This window comes from Serratia sp. T13T92, from assembly GCF_047530105.1.
Lineage (GTDB): Bacteria > Pseudomonadota > Gammaproteobacteria > Enterobacterales > Enterobacteriaceae > Chania > Chania fonticola.
The window spans coordinates 160,725-187,430 of the sequence record NZ_JBLJAK010000007.1 but is presented as its reverse complement, the minus strand read 5'-3'; the positions used below and the strand labels follow the sequence as shown (position 1 = coordinate 187,430).

At 54.5% G+C, this 26,706-nt stretch carries 24 protein-coding genes; 21 read left to right on the top strand and 3 right to left on the bottom strand.

Features of this window, described 5'->3' with window-relative positions; translation table 11 throughout:
* Positions 1 to 14: 14 nt before the first annotated feature.
* Positions 15 to 1,205: an NO-inducible flavohemoprotein gene (gene hmpA / locus ACMV5I_RS10395; RefSeq protein WP_414824270.1), complete on the bottom strand. Its 1,191-nt coding sequence runs from the start codon at positions 1,203 to 1,205 to the stop codon at positions 15 to 17.
* Between the two features lie 467 nt (positions 1,206 to 1,672).
* Here hmpA and glyA point away from each other — a divergent pair, with 467 nt between their 5' ends.
* Positions 1,673 to 2,926 carry a serine hydroxymethyltransferase gene (gene glyA / locus ACMV5I_RS10390; RefSeq protein WP_202671256.1) on the top strand — a complete coding sequence of 418 codons (1,254 nt, stop codon included), beginning with the start codon at positions 1,673 to 1,675 and terminating at the stop codon, positions 2,924 to 2,926.
* A 161-nt stretch (positions 2,927 to 3,087) separates the two neighbouring features.
* Entirely contained in the window at positions 3,088 to 4,239 is a 1,152-nt protein-coding gene (locus ACMV5I_RS10385) for a 3-phenylpropionate MFS transporter (RefSeq protein ID WP_414824269.1), read from the top strand.
* On the opposite strand, the gene csiE is transcribed toward ACMV5I_RS10385, so the two are convergent.
* On the bottom strand, positions 4,236 to 5,501 hold the full coding sequence (gene csiE / locus ACMV5I_RS10380; RefSeq protein WP_024484253.1) for a stationary phase inducible protein CsiE: 1,266 nt from the start codon (positions 5,499 to 5,501) through the stop codon (positions 4,236 to 4,238). The genes ACMV5I_RS10385 and csiE overlap by 4 nt on opposite strands.
* Positions 5,502 to 5,645: 144 nt before the next feature.
* Here csiE and ACMV5I_RS10375 point away from each other — a divergent pair, with 144 nt between their 5' ends.
* The 6 genes from ACMV5I_RS10375 (at position 5,646) to ACMV5I_RS10350 (ending at position 14,242) form a co-directional block, all read left to right on the top strand.
* Positions 5,646 to 6,314 carry a DUF1007 family protein gene (locus ACMV5I_RS10375; RefSeq protein ID WP_024484252.1) on the top strand — a complete coding sequence of 223 codons (669 nt, stop codon included), beginning with the start codon at positions 5,646 to 5,648 and terminating at the stop codon, positions 6,312 to 6,314.
* Complete coding sequence (locus tag ACMV5I_RS10370; RefSeq protein ID WP_414824268.1) at positions 6,305 to 7,327, top strand: nickel/cobalt transporter; 1,023 nt, start codon at positions 6,305 to 6,307, stop codon at positions 7,325 to 7,327. The genes ACMV5I_RS10375 and ACMV5I_RS10370 overlap by 10 nt, the downstream gene beginning before the upstream one ends.
* Positions 7,328 to 7,398: 71 nt before the next feature.
* On the top strand, positions 7,399 to 8,880 hold the full coding sequence (locus ACMV5I_RS10365; RefSeq protein WP_367651498.1) for a DUF3375 domain-containing protein: 1,482 nt from the start codon (positions 7,399 to 7,401) through the stop codon (positions 8,878 to 8,880).
* Complete coding sequence (locus ACMV5I_RS10360) at positions 8,877 to 9,689, top strand: DUF4194 domain-containing protein (protein WP_414824267.1); 813 nt, start codon at positions 8,877 to 8,879, stop codon at positions 9,687 to 9,689. Before ACMV5I_RS10365 ends, ACMV5I_RS10360 begins: the two co-directional genes overlap by 4 nt.
* Entirely contained in the window at positions 9,673 to 13,062 is a 3,390-nt protein-coding gene (locus ACMV5I_RS10355; RefSeq protein WP_414824266.1) for an ATP-binding protein, read from the top strand. The genes ACMV5I_RS10360 and ACMV5I_RS10355 overlap by 17 nt, the downstream gene beginning before the upstream one ends.
* Positions 13,052 to 14,242, top strand: coding sequence for a DUF3322 domain-containing protein (locus ACMV5I_RS10350; RefSeq protein ID WP_414824265.1), 1,191 nt, complete (start codon positions 13,052 to 13,054; stop codon positions 14,240 to 14,242). Before ACMV5I_RS10355 ends, ACMV5I_RS10350 begins: the two co-directional genes overlap by 11 nt.
* A gap of 174 nt (positions 14,243 to 14,416) precedes the next feature.
* Here ACMV5I_RS10350 and suhB read toward each other — a convergent pair whose 3' ends face one another.
* Positions 14,417 to 15,220 carry an inositol-1-monophosphatase gene (gene suhB, locus ACMV5I_RS10345; protein ID WP_202671263.1) on the bottom strand — a complete coding sequence of 268 codons (804 nt, stop codon included), beginning with the start codon at positions 15,218 to 15,220 and terminating at the stop codon, positions 14,417 to 14,419.
* A gap of 117 nt (positions 15,221 to 15,337) precedes the next feature.
* On the opposite strand from suhB, the gene trmJ reads away from it, so the two are divergent.
* The 13 genes from trmJ to ACMV5I_RS10280 all read left to right on the top strand — a co-directional run bounded on the left by trmJ (position 15,338) and on the right by ACMV5I_RS10280 (position 26,650).
* Positions 15,338 to 16,072, top strand: coding sequence for a tRNA (cytosine(32)/uridine(32)-2'-O)-methyltransferase TrmJ (gene trmJ, locus ACMV5I_RS10340; protein ID WP_024484246.1), 735 nt, complete (start codon positions 15,338 to 15,340; stop codon positions 16,070 to 16,072).
* A gap of 194 nt (positions 16,073 to 16,266) precedes the next feature.
* Positions 16,267 to 16,761 carry a Fe-S cluster assembly transcriptional regulator IscR gene (gene iscR / locus ACMV5I_RS10335; protein WP_021178861.1) on the top strand — a complete coding sequence of 165 codons (495 nt, stop codon included), beginning with the start codon at positions 16,267 to 16,269 and terminating at the stop codon, positions 16,759 to 16,761.
* Between the two features lie 55 nt (positions 16,762 to 16,816).
* Complete coding sequence (locus ACMV5I_RS10330) at positions 16,817 to 18,031, top strand: IscS subfamily cysteine desulfurase (protein ID WP_121607567.1); 1,215 nt, start codon at positions 16,817 to 16,819, stop codon at positions 18,029 to 18,031.
* A gap of 24 nt (positions 18,032 to 18,055) precedes the next feature.
* The gene (gene iscU / locus ACMV5I_RS10325) at positions 18,056 to 18,442 is read left to right on the top strand and encodes a Fe-S cluster assembly scaffold IscU (protein WP_004952090.1); all 387 of its coding nucleotides are present in this window, start codon (positions 18,056 to 18,058) and stop codon (positions 18,440 to 18,442) included.
* A 52-nt stretch (positions 18,443 to 18,494) separates the two neighbouring features.
* Positions 18,495 to 18,818, top strand: coding sequence for an iron-sulfur cluster assembly protein IscA (iscA, locus tag ACMV5I_RS10320; RefSeq protein WP_021178859.1), 324 nt, complete (start codon positions 18,495 to 18,497; stop codon positions 18,816 to 18,818).
* Positions 18,819 to 18,886: 68 nt separating this feature from the next.
* On the top strand, positions 18,887 to 19,408 hold the full coding sequence (gene hscB / locus ACMV5I_RS10315) for a co-chaperone HscB (protein WP_368458748.1): 522 nt from the start codon (positions 18,887 to 18,889) through the stop codon (positions 19,406 to 19,408).
* A 156-nt stretch (positions 19,409 to 19,564) separates the two neighbouring features.
* Positions 19,565 to 21,415, top strand: coding sequence for a Fe-S protein assembly chaperone HscA (hscA, locus tag ACMV5I_RS10310; RefSeq protein WP_414824264.1), 1,851 nt, complete (start codon positions 19,565 to 19,567; stop codon positions 21,413 to 21,415).
* Between the two features lie 2 nt (positions 21,416 to 21,417).
* Positions 21,418 to 21,753 (top strand): ISC system 2Fe-2S type ferredoxin, encoded by a 336-nt coding sequence (gene fdx, locus ACMV5I_RS10305; protein WP_021178856.1) that lies wholly within the window; start codon positions 21,418 to 21,420, stop codon positions 21,751 to 21,753.
* Between the two features lie 9 nt (positions 21,754 to 21,762).
* The gene (iscX, locus tag ACMV5I_RS10300) at positions 21,763 to 21,963 is read left to right on the top strand and encodes a Fe-S cluster assembly protein IscX (RefSeq protein ID WP_021178855.1); all 201 of its coding nucleotides are present in this window, start codon (positions 21,763 to 21,765) and stop codon (positions 21,961 to 21,963) included.
* Between the two features lie 80 nt (positions 21,964 to 22,043).
* Positions 22,044 to 23,339 (top strand): aminopeptidase PepB, encoded by a 1,296-nt coding sequence (gene pepB, locus ACMV5I_RS10295; protein ID WP_414824263.1) that lies wholly within the window; start codon positions 22,044 to 22,046, stop codon positions 23,337 to 23,339.
* A 409-nt stretch (positions 23,340 to 23,748) separates the two neighbouring features.
* Positions 23,749 to 24,588 (top strand): enhanced serine sensitivity protein SseB, encoded by an 840-nt coding sequence (sseB, locus tag ACMV5I_RS10290; RefSeq protein ID WP_202671265.1) that lies wholly within the window; start codon positions 23,749 to 23,751, stop codon positions 24,586 to 24,588.
* Between the two features lie 180 nt (positions 24,589 to 24,768).
* Positions 24,769 to 25,194, top strand: a complete 426-nt coding sequence (gene ndk / locus ACMV5I_RS10285) for a nucleoside-diphosphate kinase (RefSeq protein WP_004952077.1) — start codon at positions 24,769 to 24,771, stop codon at positions 25,192 to 25,194.
* A gap of 268 nt (positions 25,195 to 25,462) precedes the next feature.
* The gene (locus ACMV5I_RS10280) at positions 25,463 to 26,650 is read left to right on the top strand and encodes a bifunctional tRNA (adenosine(37)-C2)-methyltransferase TrmG/ribosomal RNA large subunit methyltransferase RlmN (RefSeq protein WP_024484240.1); all 1,188 of its coding nucleotides are present in this window, start codon (positions 25,463 to 25,465) and stop codon (positions 26,648 to 26,650) included.
* Positions 26,651 to 26,706: the final 56 nt, after the last annotated feature.

The following is a 26,706-nucleotide window of genomic DNA, read 5'->3' as shown; positions in this document are numbered from 1 at the left end:
CGTTACCTGAAGCCTTACAGCACCTTGTGCGGGCCGAAGCATTCGTAGTGGATACGTTCGGCCTCCACGCCCATCTCAAGCAACTGCTTACCCACGTACTGCATAAACGGCACTGGGCCACAGAAGTAGTAATGCATCTGCGGATCGCTCAACTCGCCACGCAATACGCTCAGATCCATCAGGCCCTGGCTGTGATAATCGCGGCCCTGCACATCATCGGCATTAGGTTCACGGTACCAGACATGACGGCTCAGATTAGGCATGCGCCCGGCAATCTCCGCCACTTCGTCGGCAAAAGCATGCACCGAGCCGTTTTCTGCTGCATGCAGCCAGTGGATGTTGGCCGGATGCTGATTGTCGTGCAGGGTGTTAAGCATCCCCAGCATTGGTGTTTGGCCAACACCTGCCGAGATTAATGCCACCGGCGTAGTAGGTTCTACCTGCAGGAAGAAATCGCCGTGTGGTGCCGCGAGATGAATGATATCGCCTTCTTTGGCCTGTTGATGCAGGAAGTTGGAAACGGCCCCCTGTTCCTCACGTTTGACCGCGATACGGTAATATTCCCCGTTCGATGCGGTGGTGAGTGAATACTGGCGGATCTCCTGATGTTGCAGGCTACCATCGTTAATATAAACCGCCAGATACTGACCTGGCTGGTAATCGGCCACGCGGCCGCCGTCTACCGGTGCCAGTACAAAGCTGGATATGACCTCGCTCTGCGGCTGTTTTTTCACGATGCGGAAGGCTCGCAAATCACGCCAGCCGCCGTCACTCTTTTCCGTTTCCTGATAAATCTGGCCTTCACGCTGAATAAACACGTTGGCCAGCACCCCGTAGGCTTTTCCCCAGGCATCAAGCACTTCCTGGCCAGGGCTTAACATTTCGTCCAACGTGGCTAACAGGTGGTGGCCGACAATCTGATACTGATCGGGCTGGATATTGAAGCTGGCGTGCTTCTGGGCAATGCGTTCTACCGCAGGCAGCAGGGCGGCCAGGTTTTCCAGATTGCTGGCGTAAGCGCAGATAGCATCGAACAACGCCTGGCGCTGATCGCCGTTACGCTGGTTGCTCATATTGAAAATATCTTTCAATTCAGGGTTATGAGCAAACATGCGATCGTAGAAGTGGGCGGTCAGTTTGGGGCCGGTTTCGGCTAACAGGGGGATGGTAGATTTAACGGTGGCGATGGTTTGACTATCCAGCATGGTGAGGCTCCTTGGGGATGCTTTTATGATGATCTAATAGATGCATTTTAAATGCATCTTATAAATTTATCCCGCGCTTGTAAATATCCTTGTTGTGGTTGCGGGGGTGTTAACCGTCGATCGCCTTCACAGAACATGAAAAAAGCGCATTTTGTTGATGAGTAAAACTCCGTTGCCAAAATGCGTCCTTTAAGGGTTCAAAGCCTTACGCCACCTGATGCCAATCGTTTGCGTAAAAACCTCTGTCAAGACCTATCTTCGATAGGCCGAAACGGTTTACACTGTGGCCCAGAACCCATATGGGTAAAATTATCCCCGTCGTCTTTCAAGCTGCAGCGTTGTTACCTGCACTATCACACCCCAGTCACTTACGAAAAGTAAGCTCCTGGGGATGAGATAGCTTGTCGCCTAGCTGCAGCTTGAAATCCATAGGGGAAAGCTAGCTGATTTCAGTCAGGAGATGCCGGATGTTAAAGCGTGAAATGAACATTGCTGATTATGATGCCGAACTGTGGCATGCAATGGAGCAGGAAGTGGTGCGTCAGGAAGAGCACATTGAGCTGATTGCGTCTGAGAACTACACCAGCCCGCGTGTGATGCAGGCCCAGGGTTCCCAACTGACCAACAAATACGCAGAAGGCTATCCGGGCAAGCGTTACTACGGCGGTTGCGAATACGTTGATATCGTTGAGCAACTGGCGATCGATCGCGCCAAAGAGCTGTTCGGTGCCGACTATGCCAACGTGCAGCCACACTCAGGTTCCCAGGCTAACTTTGCCGTTTATACCGCACTGCTGCAGCCGGGCGACACCATCCTGGGGATGAATCTGGCACACGGCGGCCACCTGACGCACGGTTCACCAGTGAACCTGTCCGGTAAGCTGTATAACGTGGTGCCTTACGGCATCGACGAAACGGGGCAGATTGACTATAACGATCTGGCCAAACAGGCGCAGACCCACAAACCAAAAATGATCATCGGCGGCTTCTCGGCCTTCTCCGGTGTGGTTGATTGGGCAAAAATGCGTGAAATCGCTGACAGCATCGGTGCTTACCTGTTCGTGGATATGGCACACGTGGCTGGCCTGATTGCCGCTGGCGTTTACCCGAACCCGGTTCCTCATGCCCACGTCGTGACCACCACCACCCACAAAACGCTGGCGGGGCCGCGTGGCGGCCTGATCCTGGCCAAAGGTGGTGATGAAGATCTGTACAAGAAGCTGAACTCTGCCGTCTTCCCTGGCGGCCAGGGCGGCCCGCTGATGCACGTGATCGCGGGTAAAGCGGTAGCGTTGAAAGAAGCGATGGAGCCTGAGTTCAAGGTTTACCAGCAGCAAGTGGCCGATAACGCCAAAGCGATGGTGAAAGTGTTCCTGGATCGCGGTTACAAAGTGGTTTCTGGCGGCACCTACAACCACCTGTTCCTGCTGGATCTGGTCGATAAGAACCTGACCGGTAAAGAAGCCGATGCCGCGTTGGGCCGCGCTAACATCACCGTTAACAAGAACAGCGTGCCAAACGATCCTAAGAGCCCGTTTGTGACTTCTGGCATCCGTCTGGGTACCCCAGCGGTGACTCGCCGTGGCTTTAAAGAAGCCGAAGTGCGTGAACTGGCTGGCTGGATTTGTGACGTGCTGGACAACCTGAACGACGAAGCCACTATCGAACGTACCAAGAAGAAAGTGCTGGATATCTGCGCTCGCTTCCCGGTTTACGCCTAAGTACTTCGATTGGTTTGCAGATAAACCCGCCTCGGCGGGTTTTTTTTGGTTTTGTTGCAGCTAAACTGTGAACTACTTTGCACTCTAGCCCTTTGGGCATGAATGAAGATTGCTGCAAGGTGTGAGCTCTGTCAAAGTATTGCCCTCATCCTGGAGGGAACATGGTTCTGCAATCAACGCGTTGGCTCGCTCTCAGTTATTTCACGTACTTCTTTTCCTATGGCATCTATCTACCGTTTTGGAGCGTTTGGTTAAAAGGTGAAGGTATACCGCCTGAAACCATCGGTATCTTGCTCGGCGCTGGCTTGGTAGCGCGCTTCCTGGGTAGCCTGCTGATTGCTCCACGTGTTAAAGATCCCTCTTATTTAATCACCGCGTTGCGCCTGTTGGCATTGCTCTCTCTGGCGTTTGCCGTCGGCTTCTGCTTCGGTAATGGCTGGGCCTGGCTGATATTGGTGATCGCCGGTTTTAACCTGTTCTTCTCCCCGCTGGTTCCCCTGACCGATGCGTTGGCTGCCACCTGGCAACGGCAGATCACTCTGGACTATGGCCGGGTGCGGCTGTGGGGATCGCTGGCCTTTGTGATCGGCTCGGCGTTAACCGGCAAGCTGGTGTCCGTTTGGGGCCATAATGCGATTTTGATCAGCCTGCTGGTCAGCATCCTGGCGATGCTGGTGGGCATGTTGCTGAAACCGAGCGTGCTGCCACAAGGTGAGGCTCGGGCGCAGAATGAACCTAGCCGCTCCTGGCGTGAACTGCTCAGCGAAGGGCCAGTCTGGCGTTTTCTGCTGTGCGTGACGCTGTTGCAAGGGGCACATGCCGGTTATTACAGCTTTGCCTCTATCTATTGGGAAGAGGCGGGTTATTCTGCGGCGACTATCGGCTACCTGTGGTCTTTGGGCGTGGTCGCCGAAGTGGTTATCTTTGCCAGCAGCAATTTCCTGTTCCGCCGCTGGAACGCGCGTAATCTGCTGTTACTTTCCGCAGTATGCGGTCTTTTGCGTTGGGGGTTGATGGCAAGCACGACGGAAATCGGCTGGCTGTTGCTGGTGCAGGTGCTGCACTGTGGTACCTTCACGGTCTGCCATCTGGCGGCAATGCGCTTTATTGCGGCGCGTCAGGGGGCAGAAGTCATCCGTCTGCAGGCAGTTTATTCGGCGCTGGCGATGGGCGGCGGCATTGCCGTGATGACCGTGGTGGCCGGCTTCCTGTTCGAGCATTATCAGGGCGGAGTGTTCTGGGTGATGGTCGCGGTGGTGGTGCCAGCGCTGTTTATTCGCCCACCGGCGGTGGCGGTTAGCAGCAGCCGCTAATGGCTTTCCAGCAGCGCACGGATCGCCTTGCGCTGCTGACGCTCCAGCGGCAATTCGGTAATAATCAGTGTGGGTGGTTGCTCCTGGCTCGGTGTGGCATAGGGGCTGATCACCAGCGTAATCCCTTGCGGCGCGCCTGCGAGCAGATAATCGTGCAACGGCTGATATTTGATATTTAACGGCAATAGCGTCAGTTCGCGGATCTGATATTCCACTTCTTCTTCCAACTGCGGGTTATCCAGCGTCAGCAACAGTATCTGCTTTTCCTGCAGCGCGTTGCCCTGCATCAACCAGGCACCAAAGCTGATCGCCACTAGCCCTGCTTCTTCCCGCGAAAATTGAATCTCATATTCTTGTTCAAACGGTGCTAATGCCTCCTGCGTGGTGCGCATCAGACGGGGATATTTACGGACCACCTCTTCCAGTAGCGTATTGTCGATGCCGATAGCAAACCGGCAGCGTTCCACGGCAGGGGCCAAATGGGCAAACAGCTGGCTGATTAATCCCTCCTGGCTGCTGAAATGCATGCCGGAGATCTGCTGGAAGCGTTCCACCACCTGCCCGATGGCCGCCATCAAGCGTTGGTCCTCTGGCGAATCACTGCTCTGGTAGCTGTGACTTTTCAGCAGGGTAAACATCAACGCCAGGAAGTCGCATTCTCTACTATCACCGAGCTGGCCAAATAGCTGATTCAGCGCTTGATGCAGTTCCGCTGCCGCCAGGTGCTCTGGCTTGCTTTGCAGCCACTCATGCTGGCGGCGATCAAATTGAGGATGGCGCTGATGCTGGCTAGCCCAGACGCAATAACAAAGATAGTGTTGCAAAAACAGTCGGTCACGCTGCTCAAAACGGCGGTTAAGGCGCTGTTCACATTGGTTGATGCACAATTCCAGCGCCGGAAGCTGTTGGTGCTGAAGCTGCATCGCCCGCTGAAACTGAGGGCCAAAGTGTTGTTCGACAAACTCAGGGCTGCAACGCAAGGCTCGCCGTAGCCATTGGAGCAGACACAAGCGAAGATCCAGCGCGCTGCCCTGGATCTGGTAGCCTTCGTCGGGGTCGCCGCTGATTTCCAGATGATGGAAATGCTGGATCTCGCTAGCAACCTCGGCTATATCTTGCCGGGTAATGAGCAGGTCTACGCCGTTGATTTGGCCGATTGTCTCCAGTTGTACCGAGGGCACTGGCGCATACAGCATCAGCAGTAAATGACAGCGCCGTTGTTGACCGGAGAACTCAGGCGCAGAAGAAGTCTCCAGGCTCATATCACCTTCTGGCAGGTCGTGTTTAAATTATGTTTAAGCATAGCAAAAGGCTCTGCGGGGCGTGGCTGTTGCCCCTGCTTTTACTTCGGCTTACTACTTTCGTCACAGTTATTCGGCTTGTTCACGCCGGTTGAGGTTTTGTTGATGTTATATTATAACAATAAAAAGTATGCTTGGATGATGAAACTCCGCGCCCTGGTGGCCTGCTTGGTAATGATGATCAGCATGGGGGCACTGGCCCACCCACACAGTTTTATCGATATGAACACCACCTTTGTGGCTAAGGATCAGAAGCTGACCGGTTTAAAAATGGTTTGGGTAATGGATGAGATCACCTCGGCGGATCTGCTGTATGACGCAGAAAATGCCAACAGCGATTCAGAAGTCTGGAAAAAACTGGCGGCGGAAGTGATGGCTAACGTCCTCGGGCAGCACTATTTCACCGATATTTACCGCGCAGGCAAACCGGTGAAATACCTCAACTTGCCAACCGAATACCATCTATCCCGGCAGGGCCATAAAGCCGTGCTGGAGTTTGTGTTGCCGCTGGCGGAGCCACAGCCGCTGGTGGGGAAGCCGTTTGAGATTGCCACCTACGATCCCACCTATTTTGTGGACATGACCTATCAGGATCAAAAGGCGCTGCACTTGCCGCCAGAAATGGCCAAGCAGTGCAAATTCAGCCTGATGACACCAAAGCCGAATGAGTCGTTGCAAGCCTACGCACTGTCTCTCGATAAGAATGACTCGCCCGGCGAAGATATGGCGTTAGGGCAACAGTTTGCCCAGCGGGTGACGTTGACATGTCAGTGAATCTCAGCCAGGCCAGCAAACCTCAGCGTCATTGGGCCTTCAGCCTGTGGCCGTTGTTGCTGTTCTTCATTCTGCTGGCGGCGGTGGCTCAGTGGGTTTGGCATTACTGGCCGCAGTTGTTGATGCAAAGCGTGGTGTGGCAGAAAGGGCTACATCAGGAAATGGCGGCGTTGCTGCAACAGGTAAAAGCGGATCCCCAGCAAGCGGGAGTGGCGCTGATGCTGTTCAGTCTAGGCTATGGCGTATTGCATGCCCTGGGTCCGGGCCACGGTAAAGTGGTGATCGCCACCTATCTGGCTACCCACCCGGCACGGTTGAAAAGCAGCCTGAAGCTGACGTTTGCTGCCTCCGTGGTACAGGGATTGGTCGCGATTTCCCTGGTCACGCTAGTGCTGGTGGTGCTGCAGCTCTCTTCCCGCCAGTTGCATCAAAGTAGTTTCTGGCTGGAGAAGGGCAGTTTTATTCTGGTGATCCTGCTCGGCGTCTTGCTCAGTTGGCGGGCATTAAAGCGCTTGTTTATGGCGGTGAAAGCCATGCGTCCTCGGCCTGTGCTGCGCATCAACAGCTTGCAGCCTTTGCCAGCCGATCATGTGCATAGCGCGAATTGTGGTTGTGGCCACCGGCATTTGCCGAGCGATGAGGAACTGCAAGCTGGCAATGATTGGCGCACCAAAACGGCTATTGTGCTGGCAATGGGGCTACGGCCTTGCTCCGGGGCGATCCTGGTATTGCTGTTTTCCAAGGTGATCGGCGTTTTTACCTGGGGCGTGTTGTCGGCACTGGCCATGGCACTGGGTACCTCGATCACGATTTCCGGATTGGCGCTGTTGGTGCATTACAGCCGTAAGTTGGCGATACGCCTCAGCCGTCAGCGCGCACCGGCAGCCTGGAGTGCGGTTGCTTGGGGTACGTTGGCGTTAGCCGGAGGTTTGATTCTGCTGTTTGCCGGTGTGCTGCTGTACGTCAGCGCTCAGCCGGAATTTGGTGGCGGGATACGGCCTTTTTCCCGCTAAGTGCGGGATTAAATATTGAACAAAGAAATAACATAAGTAAAATAAACTAATGTAATCCCTCAGGATTTCTTATAAGGAAAGAGAGGTTTATCATTAGTTTCTATGAGTTCCAAGCCAGATTCCGGCGTATCTATCAGGAAAATATTGCCTGGAAGTTATTGCGCGCAGATAACGCCCCGCTGATATTGGCTTTCGTCGCCGATCTGTTCAGTGAAGAAAATGAAGTGCCCTATGGGCGAGCCCGCATTCTGTTGGAAAGCATCCTTGAACAGTGCCGCCTCCAGGGCATTTGGATCACCGAAAGCCCAGCGACCAGCTATCTGAACCAATGGATCCAGGCAGGGTGGTTACGTGAGTTGGACGGACAACTGACCAAAACCGATGCCTGTGAGACAGCCTTACGCTTTAGCCTCTCCTTAGACCAGCACAATGCCACCACCACGGCCTCACATTTACGCATCGTACAAGATGCGGTACGTGATTTTGTCATTTCTATTTCCCCTAATCCCGATCGCCGTTTGGCGGTGCTTGAGCAGAAAAGGCGTGAAATTCAACGTGAAATCGACGCGGTTAAGGCCGGAGTGATCGTTGAGTTGTCGCCTTCTCAGCAACGAGAGCGCTTACGGGAAATCTATCAGTTGGCTTCGGTGCTGACGGGGGATTTTCGCCGTGTCGAAGACGAAATCCGCACCATGGATAAAGATATTCGTATCCAGATGATCGAACAGGGAGCAAGCCGAGGGGAAGTGCTATTGGCGGTGCTGGAAAAAGAACAATTGTTGACTGAGACCGATGCTGGCAGTGCCTTCGAGGGGTTTTTCCAATTATTGTGCGATCAAAACCGTACGACGGAATTTCGTGAGCAGTTACAGGTGATCCTGAATCTCCCGGTCGCAGAATCATTAACGACCCAGCAGAAGCAGTTTCTTGGGCAACTGATGCGTGAACTGAGCCGTGAAAGTGAACGGGTATTTCTGATCCGCCGTAAGACCGAAGAGAGCTTGCGTGCTTATATCGAAAGCGGGACATTGTCTGAACAGCGCGCGGTGGATCGTCTGTTGGGGCGGCTGGAGCGGTTGGCGATCCGCTTCAAGGAAGACCAGAACAGCTTGAAAATCAGCACCTCGGTACGTCTACCCACTGGGCATATTCGCTTTTACTCGCCAGATGCGCTGCTGCTGAAGTCTCCCGATGAGCAGTTGGATACCTCTGGCGTAGAAGTTCAAACTAACGGCAGCATTCCCAGCGACGATATGCTGGACTATCTGGACACGGTAAGAATGCTCGAAGTGGCGCAGTGCCTGCTGGAACTATTGCAACGTGGTGGCCCTATGACCCTTGCCGCATTGGCACAGCAGCAGCCGTTAGAGATGGGGCTGGAAGAGTTGGTTGCCTGGTTGCGCGTTGCCAAAGCGGTGAAAGCGACAGAGCTGGATGAAAAGGAAACCATAATGGTGACGGATAAACAAGGTGTGCAACTGAATGCGGTGATACCCGGCTATCTGCTGAGTGCGGCCATGTTTCCCGCGAACTTGGGGGAGCTGGCGCTGTGAGCGAAGAGAAAGTGTCATCAGGCGATTTACTGGATCGCATGCGGCGTTTAAGCCAGCTTAGCAAGGAGCAACGGGAACGAACTCCCGAACCTGAACAAGTGGCAAAACAGCCGCTAGAGCGGCTGGATTTGGAGCTGGATTTGGTGGCAACAGAGCTTGCTACCGCTGAACCAGAGATAACGGAAGTTGATACCGAGGTGTTAGCCCCGGAGATCCGGCGTACTCTCGTTAGCCTGCTGCGTGTTGGCGTCGTACTGGCCGCGCAAAAGCCCAAGCTGTTTGAAGCCTTATGTCGCCATCAGGCCGTCATCGGTAATCACCTGGCCAATATGTATCTACGTTTATTGCTGGATGAACCGGGCGGAGTGGCTTTTGTCCTGCAGCAAGATCTGGAGAAAGATGAAGAGACGGAAACCATTTCCCTGATTAACCGCCGGACCTTGTCCTTGTATGACACCTTACTGCTGTTGGTACTACGCAAGCATTATCAGGAGCGGGAACGCGCAGGCGAACAGCGTGTGATCATTGACATTGAGCGTATCGAAAGCCACCTGACGCCCTTTCTGCCGTTAACCAATAACAGCAAGGCGGATAGAAAAAAGCTGAATTCGGCGTTAGATAAAATGGCCGAGCGCTATATTTTGTCGGCGATCCGTGGTGAGAGTGAGCGCTATGAAATTACCCCGGTCATTCGTTATGTGGTCAATGCGGCATTTTTGGAGGCTATGCTCGAAGAGTATGAGCGGCTGGCTCTGAACGCGGGAACCTCTCCGGCTAACAAGGAGGAAGCAGATGATGGCGAAGAGTGAACAATTGATGCTGGCTGGTGCTGATTGTGGGCAAATCAGACTGGCTGAGTTATCCGTCTATAACTGGGGCTCATTTCATCAACTGCATACGGCCGTCATCGATCCGTTGGGCACGCTGGTGACCGGGGATAACGGGTCAGGTAAATCGACGCTGATCGATGGCCTGATGGCGCTGCTGCTGCCCGCGGGTAAAGCCTCGTTTAATATTGCCGCGGCGCAGGGGGATCGCACCGATCGTTCGCTGGTGTCCTATATGCGCGGCAGTTTCGGCTCGGAGCATGACGGAGCCAAAACGCGGGTCAAAAGCAAGCGTGAAGGGCCAGTGCTTACCGCATTAAGGGCGTTATACCGTGCCGACGATGGCTCTTGCATCGTGTTGGCAGCGCTATTCTGGACCACCAAACACAGCCACGCGCTGGCGGACATTAGCCGGATCTATCTGGTGGCCCGGCGCGATGTCGCCTTGAAAGAGCTGTTAGATCGCTTTGGCGAGGGTAACGTGCGTGGCTTGAACCAATGGTTGAAAGAAGATCCCGCCATTACGCCATGCGGCGATAATTTTAGCGATTATCAGGAAACCTATCGACGCTGCCTGCATATGGAGAATAAAAATGCTCCGGCACTGCTGGCGCGGGCGCTGGGTTTAAAGAAAATCGATGATTTAACCGAATTGATCCGTGAACTGGTGTTGGAAGCTAGCGGTGTTAAAGACGATGCCCGCCGAGTGGTGGATGAGTTTGCCGATCTGGTGGCGATCCATGAACGTTTGCTGGATGCTCGCAATCAGCGGGATCACCTGATCAGATTCCCCGATTTAGATCGTAGCTTGCGCAGCAGTGAAGCGGAGATCAAACGGCTGACGGCCCAGCTTGATGCCTTACCGGTTTACATGGGGGAATGTGGTTTTCGCCTGTGGGATAGCCGGATCAAAGGGTTACAAAACCAACTGGACGCGCTGGCGCTGGAAATCAGGCAGTTGGATCGCGATGAGCAAGAAACCCAAGAGCAGGTTGAAAAAACGCATACGGATTATATTAACGCCGGTGGCGACCGGATCGAAATCATCAAACAAGAGTTGGCGCAGGCTCAGCGTCAACTGGAAAGCGTGGGAGTTAAAGCCTCGGAGTATCAGCAAGAGGTTAAAGCGCTGGGGCTGGAGACTAGCCTGCGTGAAGGTGTCTTTCTGCATAATCAGGCGATTTCGCGAGAAAAGCTGCAAACCATTAGCGATGAAAAGCGCGCAGCTCAAGATGGATTTGGCGCGCTGAGCGCCGAGTTGGCAAACTTGCAGGGGCAGTTGCGCCAACTTGAACAGGAATTGGAAGGGATACGCGCCCGGCCCGATTCGAATATCGATCTGCGTTTCCAACGTTTGCGTGACGAAATGGTGGCCGCCTTGGCGTTGCCACGTGAACAATGTCTGTTTATTGGGGAGCTGTTGGATGTTGACCCGGATCAGCAACATTGGCAAGGGGCTATCGAGCGGGCATTGGGCGGCATACGCACCACGTTAGCCGTGCCGGAAAAGAGCTTTCATTTAGTGACCCGCTGGCTGAATCAGCGTCATACCGGGCTTCATGTCCGAGTGCAGGTGGTTCGGGAAGCCGTAGCGTCAGCCGAGCCAGCGTTCCATCATGATGGCTACCTGCATAAATTAACCTGGCGCGAGCATCCTTACCGCAGTTGGTTGCAACACCATCTGGCGCGTTTTGATTTGCACTGTGTTGATACGGTCGAAACCCTGGATGCCACCGCATTTTCCATGACTCAGCAAGGGTTGATTCATCGCGACCAAGGTCGTTTTGAGAAAAAGGATCAGCATAAGGTTGACGATCGGCGGGCATGGCAACTGGGGTTTTCTAACCAGACGCGTATTGCGTTGTTAGAGCAGGATATCAAGTCATCAGGCAGTGAGCTGAGCAAAACGCAAAAGGCGCTGGAATCGGCGCGCATCGATCTGGATGAGGTGAACCAGCGGGAGGCGTTGTGGCAAAAATTGCCTCGCTATCGTTGGGAAGATATCGATGCTCCGTTGTGGCAAGGCAAGGTTGGCCGGATTGAGCAACAGCTTAATGAGTGGGTAGCTTCGGGGAGCGATCTCCAGAAGTGTAAAGCACGTTGGGAGGAAGCCAAGCAGCGTTTAGCCACTTTGCGGGGAGAGAAAGACCGCAAGAATGCCAGCCAAGGCGGGTTGGATAATGAAAAAGCCAACGCGCAGCGCGAGCAGGATAAAGCCAGCAAGGCGGCTGAGCCTGGGATGGAAGACGAAGTGCGTCTTCTGCTGCAACAACGAGTCGGGGCTTTGGACGACGCGGAGCTGTCTCAACTGGCGTTTTTGGCTGAATCACATCGCAAGCGGTTGGTGACAGCTCAGGATAAAGCCAGCGATCGCAAGAACACTGCCCTGCGGGAAGCGGTGGGCAGCATGTCATCCTTCCGTACCAAGTGGGAAATTATCGCAGGCAGTTGGGGAGCCGGTGTCGACAGTCTGCCAGAGTATTTACAACACCTCGAACAGTTGGAGCGTGAAGGTCTGCCAGCCTTGGTGGAGCAGTTCAAAGCACGTCTAAACAAGCACGCCACCCAGTCAATGGTGCGTATTCGTCAGCGCATTGATGCCGAACGCGATGATATTCTGGAGCGAATTGCGACGATCAATAAAGTGCTGGCTCGCACCGAGTTCCGGGCCGGGAGCTACTTGAAGTTGGGTACCAAGACCGAACTGTATCCTCATGTGCAGGATTTTAATCGCCAGTTGGATAAGGTTTTCGCTCAGGCAACCAGTGACGATCATCTGGCCCGCTATCAGCAGCTAAGGCTGGTGGTAGGGATCCTCGAGAAAGCCAGCAATCCGGTTTCCTCTGGGACGCAGGAAAGCCTGCGTCTGCTGGATGCGCGTTATCAAATGTCATTCTTTGCCGAAGAGCGAGATATGGCCAATCATGAGGTGCGTGACGTCCTGCTATCTTCGGGCGGTAAATCCGGTGGAGAGAAAGAATCCTTCGCTGGTACTATTGTCGCCGCCAGCCTGGCCTATGTGTTGACGCCCGAAGGCCAGGATCGGCCGGTTTACTGTACGGTGTTTCTGGATGAGGCCTTTTCCAATACGGCGGAGGCCGTCAGCCGCCGGGTATTGCAGGTCTTCCGTGAGTTGCACATTCACGTCAATATCATTACGCCCTATAAGAACCTCAACCTGGCGCGTGAATCTGCGCGCTCTTTACTGATTGCCGAACGTGATGCCAAGAACCATGAAAGCCGCCTGTGTGAAGTCACCTGGGCGGAAATCGATCGGCGCTTGGATACGGCACGCCAACGCCGTGCGCAAAACCTGGGCATCGAATTGACCGAGGTTGGCCAACATGGCGGATGATTGGGGGCGTTTGCCTGAGCAGGCTTATGCCATGATCTCGAAGCGTGAGTGGCTTCACCGGGGCAATTTGAAAGCCCGTCTTTTAGGGGAACGCCCTTTTCCCATACGCGTTTCGCTGAAACCCCCGACGAATCGGGCAATATTAGCTGACCTGGCCCATTTTCAGCGCTACGTCGGTGCCTGGCGGCAATTTCCGCAGCAGCAATGGCTTGAGTGGGAAGAACGTAATTATCGAACGTTAGGGAGCCAGCGGGTGCCGATGGCGTTGGTGCTTAAGGATATCACCAGCTTGTTGGCTTATCTGGGGAAAGAGGCGCAAGCCCGCAGCGATAGCTGGGTACGAAATATGGCGCCATTATTGGCGATAGAGGCCAAATTGTACCCGGTATTGGTGAATTACCTGGAGTTATTAGCCTCGTTATCCCCAATAGATATTCAGCGGTTACAGCAGTTAATTCCTCAGCTTAAACCCGGCATGGGGAATGGCCAGTATCTGCGTGCTTTACCGCTGCAAGGCGTTGATACCAAATTTGTCGAGCAATATGTTCGCTTGATTAGCGATCTGCTCGATTGCCTGCATGATGGAGCGATCGAAGCACAAGGTGGTTTGGCTAACTGGCTGGATGTTAAAGGCAATCATAAAGGCTGGTTAACGGTACGCCCGCTATGCGCCGCCGCGCAGGCCAGGCTGGGGGGATTAGGGTTGTTGCAGTTAACGGTGGATGAGTTGCGACAACAACCGTTACCGGCCAAACATATTCTGGTGGTGGAGAATGTGCAGTCAGGATTGGGATTACCCTTATTGGCAGATACGATAGCGGTAGCCGGCGGAGGGAAGAATGTCAGTTGGCTGGATGCTCCCTGGCTGGCCGATAAACAGGTCGCTTACTGGGGCGATATCGACTCGTGGGGATTGCATGTGTTGAGCGATGCGCGCAGCAAATTGCCACAACTGACGGCTCTGATGATGGATCATACTACCGTGATGCGTTATTCAGCGATGATGGTTGATGAGGATTCTTCGATGACCGTAGTGCCAACGCACCTGACGGCGGATGAACTAGTGCTGTTTGAGGCGTTGATCGCGGGAAATTACCCAGGAACGCGTTTGGAGCAGGAGAAGCTGGCGCCGGATTATATCCTACAGCGGCTGAATGAATGGTTGAGCAGTTTGCAGTAGAAAACGTGCATGTTATTAAACGGGCTCAGCATGCTGAGCCCCTACGGCCGAATCCTACAAATTCAGCAGCATTGCCGACAACCCCACCGGCTCAAAACGTAGGGGCGCTGCATGCTGCGCCCGTCTGGATAATCAAGGGGTAATGCCACATCAGTAGCCTGATGCTGCCCGAGATTAACGCTTCAGCGCTTCGCTCAGTTCTTCACGCATGTTGGAAAGCAATGCTTTCACCACACGCGGGTTACCGGCAACCACGTTGCCAGAGCTGAAGTGGTTATGCCCGCCAACAAAGTCGGTGACCAAGCCACCAGACTCACGTACCAGCAGTTCGCCAGCAGCAAAGTCCCAAGGCTTCAGGCCAATCTCAAAGAAACCATCAACGCGGCCAGCGGCAACGTAGGCCAGATCCAGCGCGGCGGAACCGGTACGACGGAAATCGGCACATTGGGTGAACAGTTTGCCCAGCACGTTGATGTAAGCCGGTGCGTGCTGTTTGACTTTGAACGGGAAGCCGGTCGCCAGGATGGTGCCATCCAGATCTTTGGCGTTGGTGCCGCGCAGACGGTAACCGTTGAGCTGGGCGCCCTGGCCACGGGTGGCGGTGAACAGTTCGTTGCGCATTGGATCGTAAACCACGGCCACTTCGGTACGGCCTTTAATGCGTACGGCAATGGAAACGGAGAAGTGTGGTAGACGTTTGATGAAGTTGGCGGTGCCATCCAGTGGATCAATCACCCATTGCACATCCTGATCTTCACCGGTTAACTCACCGCACTCTTCACCAATAACGGTGTGTTTCGGGTAAGATTTACGGATGATTTCGATGATCAGACGCTCAGCCTCGCGATCGACGTTAGTGACAAAGTCGTTAGAACCTTTTTGTGTCGCTTCTACAGCGTCTGGAGTCTCGTAATTTTTGGTAATCAGGTTGCCAGCCTTGCGCGCAGCGCGCACGGCGATAGTCAGCATCGGATGCATGGGTATCTTCCACAGGATGTTAAAGAACAGGAAACGGCGCGAAGTATAGCAGGTGTTCGGCAAAATACCTACGACTGTGTTAAGATGCTACGATTTTCCGCAACGCTCAGAGTTTGTATGCTGCACAATATCCGCATTGTTCTGGTTGAAACCTCTCATACCGGCAACATGGGCTCTACTGCCCGTGCCATGAAAACCATGGGGTTAACCAACCTTTATCTGGTCAATCCACTGGTGAAACCCGATTCCCAGGCGATCGCTCTGGCCGCAGGCGCCAGCGATGTAATTGGCAACGCCACGATTGTCGATACCTTTGATGAAGCCATTGCGGGTTGCCGCTTGGTAGTAGGCACCAGCGCTCGTTCGCGCACACTCCCATGGCCGATGCTGGAACCTCGCGAATGCGGCGTGCGCGCGGTACAGGAAGGCGAGCAGGGGCCGGTTGCGTTGGTCTTTGGCCGTGAACGCGTTGGGCTAACCAATGACGAATTACAGAAATGCCATTATCATGTCGCCATTCCTGCCAACCCGGAGTACAGCTCGCTGAATCTGGCCATGGCGGTGCAAATCCTGGCGTATGAGGTTCGCGTTGCCTTCCTCGATCGCCAGCAGGAAGAGGCTGCACCGGTGGAAGAGTCGCCGTATCCGCTGGTGGATGATATTGAACGCTTCTATCAGCATCTGGAGCAGACGCTGGTGCGCACCGGCTTTATCCGCGCCGCCCATCCAGGGCAGGTGATGAACCGTTTACGCCGCCTGTTTGCTCGGGCACGCCCGGAAGCGCAGGAGCTGAATATCTTGCGTGGCATGCTGACCTCGATCGAGAAACAGGATAAACAGCAAGGTAATTAATTTTGCTGTCACCCGCAGTTACGCAAGATAGTATTGCTTATCTGGGGGTTATAAGGTGTATTTTATATGCATCGGATAGCAAAGCGCACAAAAAGCACGAATACTTGAGTAAATTAGTAGGTTAAATAGTTGACTGATTTACTCGGGAATGTCAGAATTTGGCCCATGTTTGACCAACAGGTAACCAATTAGCTATGAGACTGACATCCAAAGGCCGTTATGCAGTAACTGCCATGCTCGACGTGGCATTACACTCCCAGGAAGGGCCGGTACCACTGGCGGATATTTCCGAACGCCAAGGTATCTCGCTCTCTTATCTGGAACAACTGTTTTCCCGTCTGCGTAAGAATGGCCTGGTGGCCAGCGTGCGTGGGCCAGGCGGTGGTTACCTGTTGGGCAAAGACGCGGACGCTATCGCCGTAGGTGCGGTGATTTCCGCAGTCGACGAATCTGTAGACGCCACCCGTTGCCAGGGTAAAGAAGGCTGCCAGGGGGGCGATCGTTGCCTGACCCATACCCTGTGGCGCGATCTGAGCGAGCGCATCAGCGGGTTCTTGAACAATATTACGCTGGCCGAACTGGTGAACAACCAGGAAGTGCTGGACGTGGCAGACCGTCAAAATAGCGATACGCGCCGCACGGCCAACGGTCGTCTGCAAGAAACGATCAACGTTAATCTGCGCGCATAAGCAGCTGACGACTAATTTATTGGTTTTTGGAAGTGATGTACGGAGTACAAGAGCAATGAAATTACCGATTTATCTGGACTACTCGGCCACGACCCCTGTGGACCCGCGTGTTGCCGAGAAGATGATGCAGTTTTTGACCCTGGACGGCACTTTCGGTAACCCGGCCTCCCGTTCCCACCGTTTCGGCTGGCAGGCGGAAGAGGCGGTTGATATCGCCCGTAACCAAATCGCTGAACTGGTTGGCGCGGACCCGCGTGAGATCGTCTTCACCTCTGGGGCCACCGAATCCGATAACCTGGCGATCAAAGGCGCTGCCAACTTCTATCAGAAGAAAGGCAAGCACATCATCACCAGCAAAACCGAACATAAAGCCGTGCTGGATACCTGCCGCCAACTTGAGCGCGAAGGTTTTGAAGTCACCTATCTGGCACCGCAGAGCAACGGGATCATCGATCTCCAGGTTCTCGAAGCCGCGATGCGTGAAGACACCATCCTGGTTTCCATCATGCATGTGAATAACGAAATTGGCGTGGTGCAGGACATCGCTGCCATCGGCGAAATGTGCCGGGCGCGTGGCATTATCTATCACGTCGATGCAACCCAGAGCGTAGGTAAACTGCCTATCGATCTGAGCAAGCTGAAAGTAGATCTGATGTCCTTCTCCGGCCACAAGATTTATGGCCCGAAAGGTATTGGTGCCCTGTATGTGCAGCGTAAGCCGCGCATCCGCATCGAAGCCCAGATCCACGGCGGTGGCCATGAGCGCGGTATGCGTTCCGGTACCCTGGCAGTGCATCAGATCGTTGCCATGGGTGAAGCCTATCGTATTGCCAAAGAAGAAATGGCCAGCGAAATGGCACGCCTGCGCATTCTGCGCGATCGTCTGTGGGACGGCGTGAAAGATATGGAAGAAGTGTATCTGAACGGCGATCTGCAACACGGTGCACCAAACATTCTCAACGTCAGCTTCAACTATGTTGAAGGTGAGTCGCTGATCATGGCGTTGAAAGACTTGGCGGTTTCTTCAGGCTCAGCCTGTACTTCTGCCAGCCTTGAACCCTCCTATGTGCTGCGTGCACTGGGTATGAGTGATGAGTTAGCGCACAGCTCGATCCGTTTCTCCCTGGGGCGTTTCACCACGGAAGAAGAGATCGATTACACCATTTCGTTGGTGCGTAAATCCATTGGCCGTCTGCGCGATCTCTCCCCACTGTGGGACATGTTCAAGCAGGGCGTGGATATCAACAGCATCGAATGGGCACATCATTAATTCTCAGGATCCAGGAGCAACGTCATGGCTTATAGCGAAAAAGTAATCGATCATTATGAAAACCCGCGTAACGTAGGGTCGTTTGATAACGAAGACCCTACCGTCGGTAGCGGTATGGTAGGGGCACCGGCCTGTGGCGACGTGATGAAGCTGCAGATCAAGGTCAACAACGAAGGCATTATCGAAGATGCCCGTTTCAAAACCTACGGCTGCGGCTCCGCCATCGCTTCCAGCTCGCTGGTGACCGAATGGATGAAAGGCAAGTCTCTTGATCAGGCCGAAGCGATCAAAAATACCCAGATCGCCGAAGAACTGGAGTTACCTCCGGTTAAAATTCACTGCTCAATTCTGGCCGAAGACGCCATTAAAGCAGCGATCGCCGACTACAAGAGCAAGCACAGCGCCAAGTAGTTATTATTGAGTCAGTTAGCCCGCTTTGCGGGCTAAGATTGAAGAGGTTGTTATGTCGATTACCATGAGCGACAGCGCCGCGCAGCGGGTTCAGGCATTTTTGGACCACCGTGGCAAAGGTCTCGGCCTGCGTCTGGGCGTGCGAACTTCCGGCTGTTCCGGAATGGCGTATGTACTCGAATTTGTTGATGAAACGAACGACGATGATATCGTTTTTGAAGACAAAGGCGTCAAGGTGATCATTGACGGCAAGAGCCTGGTCTATCTGGACGGTACCGAGCTTGATTTCGTCAAGGAAGGTCTGAACGAAGGCTTCAAGTTCAACAACCCGAACGTCTCAAGCGAGTGCGGCTGCGGCGAAAGCTTTAACGTCTGACAGTCCATCGTGCTCCCCCGTGACCCACGGGGGAACCTCAATCATCACGATAACGCCCCGAGCACGCTATGGATTACTTTACTTTATTCGGGTTGCCGGTCCGCTATAGCGTAGACGGCAGCTTGCTTACCTCACGCTATCAAGATTTGCAGCGCCAATTCCACCCCGATCGCCATGCCCTCCAACCGGAGCGTGAACGCCTGATGGCGTTGCAGCAGGCGGCGACCATCAATGAAGCCTATCAGTCGCTGAAGCACCCGTTAAAACGTGCCGAGTATATGTTATCTTTGCACGGCTTTGATTTGGGCAACGAGCAACATACCCTGCGCGACACCGCGTTCCTGATGGAACAGTTGGAGTTGCGTGAAGAGCTTGATGCCATCGAACGCTCGCCGGATGCGCAAAACGCACTGGCTGCCTTCGCCACGCGCCTGAACAAGACCTTCAAACAGCGTAGCGCGCAGATGGTGCTGGAGCTGGATGATCAGCAGTGGTCACAGGCTGCCGATACCGTGCGCAAGTTACGCTTTTTGGACAAGCTCCAGCAACAGATTGAACAACTCGAAGAAAAATTGCTGGGTTTTGATTAAAACTCCCCTATGGATTTCGAGTTGCAGCTAGGCGGCAAACTATCTCATCCCCAGGAGCTTACGTTTTTGTAAGTGACTGGGGTGAGATAGTGCAGGTAACAACGCTGCAACTTGAAAGACGACGGGGAAACATTCTTGATTGTGGAAGCTTTGTATATGGCCTTATTACAAATTAGTGAGCCTGGCCTCACGGCTGTGCCGCATCAGCGCCGCCTGGCTGCCGGTATTGATCTGGGGACCACCAACTCGCTGGTGGCTACGGTGCGTAGCGGCCAGGCCGAGACGCTGGCCGACCTTGAAGGGCGCTATCTGCTCCCTTCCGTGGTGCATTATCAGGCCACCGAACATCAGGTTGGCTGGAGCGCTCGTGCACAGGCGGCACAAGATCCGGTCAATACGGTCAGCTCTGTCAAACGCATGATGGGCCGCTCTTTGGCGGACGTGCAACAACGCTATCCAAACCTGCCGTATCAGTTCCAGGCCAGCGATAACGGCCTGCCAATGATCGTGACCGCCGCAGGCCTGGTTAACCCGGTTGGCGTATCTGCCGATATCCTCAAGGCACTGGCTACCCGCGCTAAAGCGGCGCTGGAAGGTGAACTTGATGGGGTGGTGATCACCGTTCCTGCTTACTTCGACGACGCTCAACGCCAAGGCACCAAAGACGCTGCGCGTCTGGCTGGCCTGCAAGTGCTGCGCCTGTTGAACGAACCGACCGCTGCGGCTATTGCCTACGGGTTGGACTCAGGTCAGGAAGGGGTGATCGCTGTTTACGATCTGGGTGGCGGTACCTTTGATATTTCCATTTTGCGCCTCAGCCGTGGCGTGTTTGAAGTGCTGGCTACCGGCGGTGATTCCGCATTGGGTGGCGATGACTTCGATCATCTGCTGGCGGACTGGCTGCGTGAACAGGCCGGCATTAGCGATCGTAGCGATCATGGTGTGCAACGCCAATTGCTGGATGCCGCGATTGCGGTCAAAATCGCCCTGAGCGATGCGCAGAGCACCACGGTAGATATTGCTGGTTGGCAGGGTGAAGTGACCCGCGAACAGTTCGAAACGCTGATTGCCTCGCTGGTGAAACGTACCCTGATGGCTTGCCGCCGCGCGCTGAAAGATGCCGCCGTCAGTGCCGATGAGGTGCTGGAAGTGGTGATGGTTGGTGGCTCAACCCGTGTGCCTTTGGTACGCGAACAGGTGGGCGAGTTCTTTGGCCGTACGCCGCTGACGTCGATCGATCCGGACAAGGTGGTGGCGATCGGTGCTGCTATCCAGGCGGATATCCTGGTAGGTAACAAGCCGGATAGCGAAATGCTGTTGCTGGACGTGATCCCGCTGTCGCTTGGCCTGGAAACCATGGGTGGCCTGGTTGAGAAGGTGATCCCGCGTAACACTACCATTCCGGTGGCGCGTGCGCAGGAGTTCACTACCTTTAAAGACGGTCAGAGCGCGATGATGATCCACGTGCTGCAAGGCGAGCGTGAACTGGTGCATGATTGCCGTTCGCTGGCGCGCTTTACGCTGCGTGGCTTGCCGCCGCTACCTGCCGGTGGGGCACATATTCGTGTGACCTTCCAGGTGGATGCAGACGGCCTGCTGAGCGTGACGGCGATGGAGAAATCCACCGGCGTCGAAGCCTCCATTCAGGTCAAGCCTTCGTATGGCCTGTCCGATGCCGAAATTGCCGGCATGTTGAAGGACTCGATGGCCAATGCGCAAAGCGATGTCGGTGCTCGCAAGCTGGCGGAGCAACGGGTAGAAGCTTCCCGCGTGCTGGAAAGCCTGCAAGGTGCACTGGCCAGCGATGCCGCTCTGCTGAGTGACGAAGAAAGCCTGGCTATCAACAACGCGGTAGCCGAGCTCCAGCAAGTGATACAAGGCTCCGATCCTGCTGCGATCGAGGCTGCAATAAAAATAGTCGATGCAACAACCCAAGATTTTGCCGCGCGCCGCATGGATGCCTCCATTCGCCGTGCGCTGGCTGGCCATTCTGTGGATGAGGTTTAACCATGCCGAAAATTGTTTTCCTGCCCCATCAAGATCTATGCCCGGAGGGGGCAGTACTGGAAGCGGAAGTTGGGGAAACTATCCTCGATGTCGCACTGCGTAACGGTATTGAAATTGAACATGCCTGTGAGAAATCCTGCGCCTGTACCACTTGCCACTGCATCGTGCGTGAAGGGTTTGATTCCTTGGCCGAAAGCAGCGAGCTGGAAGATGACATGCTGGACAAAGCCTGGGGGCTGGAGCCGGAAAGCCGCTTGAGCTGCCAGGCCCGCGTCACCGAAGACGATCTGGTGGTCGAAATGCCGCGTTATACCGTCAACCACGCACGCGAGCACTAGGAGCTACTAATGGGACTGAAGTGGACCGACAGCCGCGAAATCGGCGAAGCCCTGTACGATGCCTATCCAGATACCGATCCGAAAACCGTGCGTTTCACCGATATGCACCAGTGGATTTGCGATCTGGAAGAATTTGACGACGAACCGCAGGCTTCCAATGAAAAAATACTGGAAGCGATCCTGCTGGTCTGGTTAGATGAAGCAGAGTAAATAGCGAAATGGGCTGCCAAAGGCAGCCCGTTTATTTTGTATCCGACAAGATTAGTACAAGAATAATCCGGAGTAAGGCTATGACAACCGAAATCATGCAGATCACGCTATCCCAGCAACCCGCCGATGCGCGCTGGGGTGAAAAGGCGCTGCTGAGCACCAATGACCAAGGCATCACCATCCATCTGAGCAATTCCGGCAAACTGGGCCTGATCCAGCGTGCGGCACGCAGGATCGATGGCCAGGGCATCAAGAAAGTGAAACTGGCCGGGGAAGGCTGGGACCTGGAAAACAGCTGGGCGTTTTGGCAGGGCTATCGCGGGCCGAAAGGGCAGCGTAGCGTTGAATGGGCTGAGCTGCCGGAAGCAGAAAGCCAAGAGCTGCAACAGCGCCTGAAGATTGTCGATTGGGTGCGTGACACCATCAATATGCCAGCGGAAGAGCTGGGGCCAGAGCAACTGGCAACCCGCGCGGTTGATCTGATGTGTGCTGTTGGTTGCGATGCCGTCAGCTATCGAATCACCAAAGGTGAAGACCTGCGCGAGCAGAACTACGCCGGTATCCATACCGTTGGCCGGGGTTCCGATCGTTCTCCGGTGCTGTTGGCGCTGGACTTTAACCCGACGGGCAACCCAGAAGCACCGGTATTCGCCTGCCTGGTAGGTAAAGGGATCACCTTCGACAGCGGCGGCTACAGCCTCAAGCAGAGCGCGTTTATGGACTCGATGAAGTCCGATATGGGCGGCGCGGCCACTATCACTGGTGCATTGGCATTAGCGGTGGCACGCGGCTTGCAGCAGCGCGTCAAACTGTATCTGTGCTGTGCGGACAATATGGTCAGCGGTAACGCCTTTAAACTGGGCGACATTATCCGCTATCGTAATGGCAAAACCGTTGAAGTGATGAATACCGATGCGGAAGGGCGTCTGGTATTGGCCGATGGCCTGATCGATGCCAGCGCGCAAAACCCGGAGTTGATCATTGACTGTGCGACCTTGACCGGCGCAGCTAAAACGGCGGTAGGAAATGATTACCACGCGCTGTTCAGCTTTGACGATGCGCTGGCGCAAGAGCTGTTGGCCAGTGCGGATGAAGAGCACGAGCCGTTCTGGCGTCTGCCGCTGGCGGAGTTCCACCGCAGCCAGTTGCCGTCAAACTTTGCTGAACTGAACAACGTTGCGGGCCCGGCTTACACCGCTGGCGCCAGCACCGCAGCGGCTTTCCTGTCACACTTTGTGCAGAAATACCAAAAGGGCTGGCTGCATATCGACTGTTCTGCCACCTACCGTAAAGGTGCTGTGGATCAGTGGTCAGCAGGCGCAACGGGTTTGGGCGTGCGTACGCTGGCCAACCTGTTGCTGAGCAAGGCCAAGTAACTGCCCCTCACCCCAACCCTCTCCCATAGGGAGAGGGAGTTGGAACGGTGATGTGGTGAAGGGTGGAGTTAAATTGTGGCACGGACAGTCCCTGATTATGTGTCCGGTACTGTAGTTCATGTGTGGCACGGACAGTCCCTGATTATGTATCCGGTACTGTAGTTAATGTGTGGCACGGACAGTCCCTGATTAGGTGTCCGGCACTGTAGTTAATGTGTAGCACGGACAGTTCCTGATTAGGTGTCCGGCACTGTAGTTAATGTGTAGCACGGACAGTTCCCTCTCCCTGTGGGAGAGGGTTAGGGTGAGGGGAAGATCACTGAAGCAGGAAAACTTCTCACCTCGATTATCCCAAATTTTCCGTAGGGGCCCAGCATGCTGGGCCCCTGATACATTGAAGGAGTCGGCAATGAGTTCCCACCACCATCATGATGATGACGCCGTTGCGGGCGAAAACGAGCTTGAGCGCCTGCTGAGGCTGGCGGCCTCGGAACCGGCGCACCGCCCGGCGTTTTTCCGCGAACTGCTGGATTCAACGGTCTACATTCTGGGTGACAGCGAGCAGGTGCCGCACGACGGTGAAATTACGCTGAATGCCGAGACGCCGGTGAACATTCAGCACTGGGAAAAGCAGGATGGCAGCAGCGTGGTGCCTTTCTTCACCTCGTTGGAGGCGCTGCAAAAGGCCGTGGAGGATGAGCAACCCTTTATCGCCATGCCCGCTCGCGTGCTGTTTGAAATCACCCAAGGTGCCGAACTGTTCCTGAACCCGAAAGGCACCCACGGCAAGGAATTCCTGCCAGCAGAGATCGCTATGCTGTTGGCTACCGGTGGCGTAGTGAAGCCGGCGGAACGCTATATCGATACCGAAACCCAGCTGCTGCTGGGGCAGCCTGAAGAGTATCCGGCGGCGATGGTGGATGCGCTGACGACCTTGTTCAGTCAGCGGAAACCGGTACGCCGCGCTTTCCTGGCGTTGATGCACGATCGCGCTGTAGATGAGAAGCCGAACCTGCTGGTGGGTCTGGAAGTGGATGGCGACCCGGCAGAGATTGAAGCGTTGATCAGCGAAGCCGGTATGGTGGCCAGCGAAACTGCGCCGAACGATGAACCAGTTGATTTTTGCCTGGTAGAAGAGAATGCGCGGGGCGTGAGCCATTATCTGATCACCCATACCCAGGCCTTCTATCAGCGTCGCTGGGGCAGTTGGCTGCGAAATATGATCCCATCGACCGATAAAACCCAGTAAGCCGATAGGTCAGGATCCAATTTGTCGCTGACTATCGAGGATTAAGATAATTTTTTTTTAATGAAATGTTGATTTTCCCGTAGGCAAGCGTTAACAGCGCACATATAATCTGCGCCACTTGAAAGGCCGGCACCTCACCTTATCGCCCGGCCTGTTTTGGAAGACATAATAGAGGCCATCATGACCGTAGAACGTACCTTTTCCATCATTAAACCAAACGCTGTAGCTAACAATGACATCGGCGCTATCTATGCTCGTTTCGAGCGCGCGGGTTTCAAAATCATCGCATCTAAAATGTTGCGTCTGACTCGCGAACAGGCCGAAGGCTTCTACGCTGAGCACAAAGGTCGTCCTTTCTTCGACGGTCTGGTGGAGTTCATGACCTCTGGCCCAATCGTGGTACAGGTTCTGGAAGCCGAAAACGCCGTACAGCGTAACCGTGACATCATGGGCGCAACCAACCCGGACAACGCATTGGCCGGCACCCTGCGTGCTGACTATGCAGACAGCTTCACTGCCAACGCCGTTCACGGCTCAGACGCAGTAGAATCTGCCCAGCGTGAAATCGCTTATTTCTTTAACGAAAGCGAAATCTGCCCACGCTAATTGCGGGCGTTTTTCTGCTGAAATAGGCTATTTACCGGCAGATACAATAAAAATGCCATGAAAGCCGTTCAGACGTAGAAACCCGCTACTAAAATTTGTACAATGCCGCGCCCCAGGGAAGCTATCTTGCCTGGGGCGTGCTTTTTCCGTTAGTTTTGCCAAACTAATGGGGCGAATCGCTTCGCCGCAGAGAACATGGGCGCAGCATGCAGCGCCCCTACACACTCCTTCAAGCCATAACGTGTAATAACGAGGCTAAGAGATCATTATGTTAGAACCCATCGCGCCCGAGCATACCTTGTCTGAAAATAATTCCCTGACCGTGCAAACGGAACAACCGGCTACGGCCAAAATCAACCTGCTGGATTTGAACCGTCAGCAATTGCGCGAATTCTTCGCCAACATGGGTGAAAAACCTTTCCGCGCCGATCAGGTGATGAAGTGGATGTATCACTATTGCTGCGACGATTTTGAGCAGATGACCGACATCAACAAGGTGCTGCGCAATAAATTACAGCGCGTGGCGGAAATCCGTGCGCCGGAAGTTGCAGAAGAGCAGCGTTCGGCCGATGGCACCATCAAGTGGGCCATCAAGGTGGGCGATCAACAGGTCGAAACCGTCTATATCCCAGATGGCGATCGCGCCACCCTGTGCGTGTCTTCACAGGTAGGCTGCGCACTGGAGTGCAAATTCTGTTCCACGGCTCAGCAGGGCTTTAACCGCAACCTGCGTGTCTCGGAAATCATCGGCCAGGTTTGGCGTGCTGCTAAAATCCTGGGTGCCATCAAAGTCACCGGCCAACGTCCTATCACCAACGTGGTGATGATGGGCATGGGTGAGCCATTGCTTAACCTGACCAACGTGGTGCCAGCGATGGAAATCATGCTGGATGACTTTGGTTTTGGTCTGTCCAAGCGCCGCGTTACCTTGTCTACCTCCGGTGTCGTGCCCGCTTTGGACAAATTGGGCGATATGATCGATGTGGCCCTGGCCATTTCGCTGCATGCGCCTAACGACAAGATCCGCGACGAGATCGTGCCGATCAACCGCAAGTACAATATTGAAACCTTCCTGGCGGCGGTTCGCCGTTATCTGGAAAAATCCAATGCCAACCAAGGGCGGGTCACCGTTGAGTACGTGATGCTGGATCACATCAACGACAGCACCGACGATGCGCACCAACTGGCGGAAGTGCTGAAAGATACGCCGTGCAAGATCAACCTGATCCCATGGAACCCGTTCCCTGGGGCACCTTATGGCCGCAGCTCCAACAGCCGCGTCGACCGTTTCTCCAAGGTGTTGATGGAATACGGCTTTACGACTATTGTTCGTAAAACCCGTGGCGATGACATCGATGCTGCCTGTGGGCAGTTGGCGGGAGAGGTGATCGATCGTACCAAGCGTACCCTGAAAAAGAAAATGGCCGGGGAACCTATCAACGTACGAGCGGTCTGAATCCTATAGCATGATTTTTTTGTTATCTAACAGCCTGTTATGTGAGCAGCAATCCT

Excerpts from the sequence above, each read along its gene's own strand:
- hmpA (WP_414824270.1), bottom strand. The coding sequence starts at position 1,205 with ATGCTGGATAGTCAAACCATCGCCACCGTTAAATCTACCATCCCCCTG.
- glyA (WP_202671256.1), top strand. The coding sequence starts at position 1,673 with ATGTTAAAGCGTGAAATGAACATTGCTGATTATGATGCCGAACTGTGG.
- ACMV5I_RS10385 (WP_414824269.1), top strand. The coding sequence starts at position 3,088 with ATGGTTCTGCAATCAACGCGTTGGCTCGCTCTCAGTTATTTCACGTAC.
- csiE (WP_024484253.1), bottom strand. The coding sequence starts at position 5,501 with ATGAGCCTGGAGACTTCTTCTGCGCCTGAGTTCTCCGGTCAACAACGG.
- ACMV5I_RS10375 (WP_024484252.1), top strand. The coding sequence starts at position 5,646 with ATGTTATATTATAACAATAAAAAGTATGCTTGGATGATGAAACTCCGC.
- ACMV5I_RS10370 (WP_414824268.1), top strand. The coding sequence starts at position 6,305 with ATGTCAGTGAATCTCAGCCAGGCCAGCAAACCTCAGCGTCATTGGGCC.
- ACMV5I_RS10355 (WP_414824266.1), top strand. The coding sequence starts at position 9,673 with ATGATGGCGAAGAGTGAACAATTGATGCTGGCTGGTGCTGATTGTGGG.
- ACMV5I_RS10350 (WP_414824265.1), top strand. The coding sequence starts at position 13,052 with ATGGCGGATGATTGGGGGCGTTTGCCTGAGCAGGCTTATGCCATGATC.
- suhB (WP_202671263.1), bottom strand. The coding sequence starts at position 15,220 with ATGCATCCGATGCTGACTATCGCCGTGCGCGCTGCGCGCAAGGCTGGC.
- trmJ (WP_024484246.1), top strand. The coding sequence starts at position 15,338 with ATGCTGCACAATATCCGCATTGTTCTGGTTGAAACCTCTCATACCGGC.
- iscR (WP_021178861.1), top strand. The coding sequence starts at position 16,267 with ATGAGACTGACATCCAAAGGCCGTTATGCAGTAACTGCCATGCTCGAC.
- ACMV5I_RS10330 (WP_121607567.1), top strand. The coding sequence starts at position 16,817 with ATGAAATTACCGATTTATCTGGACTACTCGGCCACGACCCCTGTGGAC.
- iscU (WP_004952090.1), top strand. The coding sequence starts at position 18,056 with ATGGCTTATAGCGAAAAAGTAATCGATCATTATGAAAACCCGCGTAAC.
- iscA (WP_021178859.1), top strand. The coding sequence starts at position 18,495 with ATGTCGATTACCATGAGCGACAGCGCCGCGCAGCGGGTTCAGGCATTT.
- hscB (WP_368458748.1), top strand. The coding sequence starts at position 18,887 with ATGGATTACTTTACTTTATTCGGGTTGCCGGTCCGCTATAGCGTAGAC.
- hscA (WP_414824264.1), top strand. The coding sequence starts at position 19,565 with ATGGCCTTATTACAAATTAGTGAGCCTGGCCTCACGGCTGTGCCGCAT.
- fdx (WP_021178856.1), top strand. The coding sequence starts at position 21,418 with ATGCCGAAAATTGTTTTCCTGCCCCATCAAGATCTATGCCCGGAGGGG.
- iscX (WP_021178855.1), top strand. The coding sequence starts at position 21,763 with ATGGGACTGAAGTGGACCGACAGCCGCGAAATCGGCGAAGCCCTGTAC.
- pepB (WP_414824263.1), top strand. The coding sequence starts at position 22,044 with ATGACAACCGAAATCATGCAGATCACGCTATCCCAGCAACCCGCCGAT.
- sseB (WP_202671265.1), top strand. The coding sequence starts at position 23,749 with ATGAGTTCCCACCACCATCATGATGATGACGCCGTTGCGGGCGAAAAC.
- ndk (WP_004952077.1), top strand. The coding sequence starts at position 24,769 with ATGACCGTAGAACGTACCTTTTCCATCATTAAACCAAACGCTGTAGCT.
- ACMV5I_RS10280 (WP_024484240.1), top strand. The coding sequence starts at position 25,463 with ATGTTAGAACCCATCGCGCCCGAGCATACCTTGTCTGAAAATAATTCC.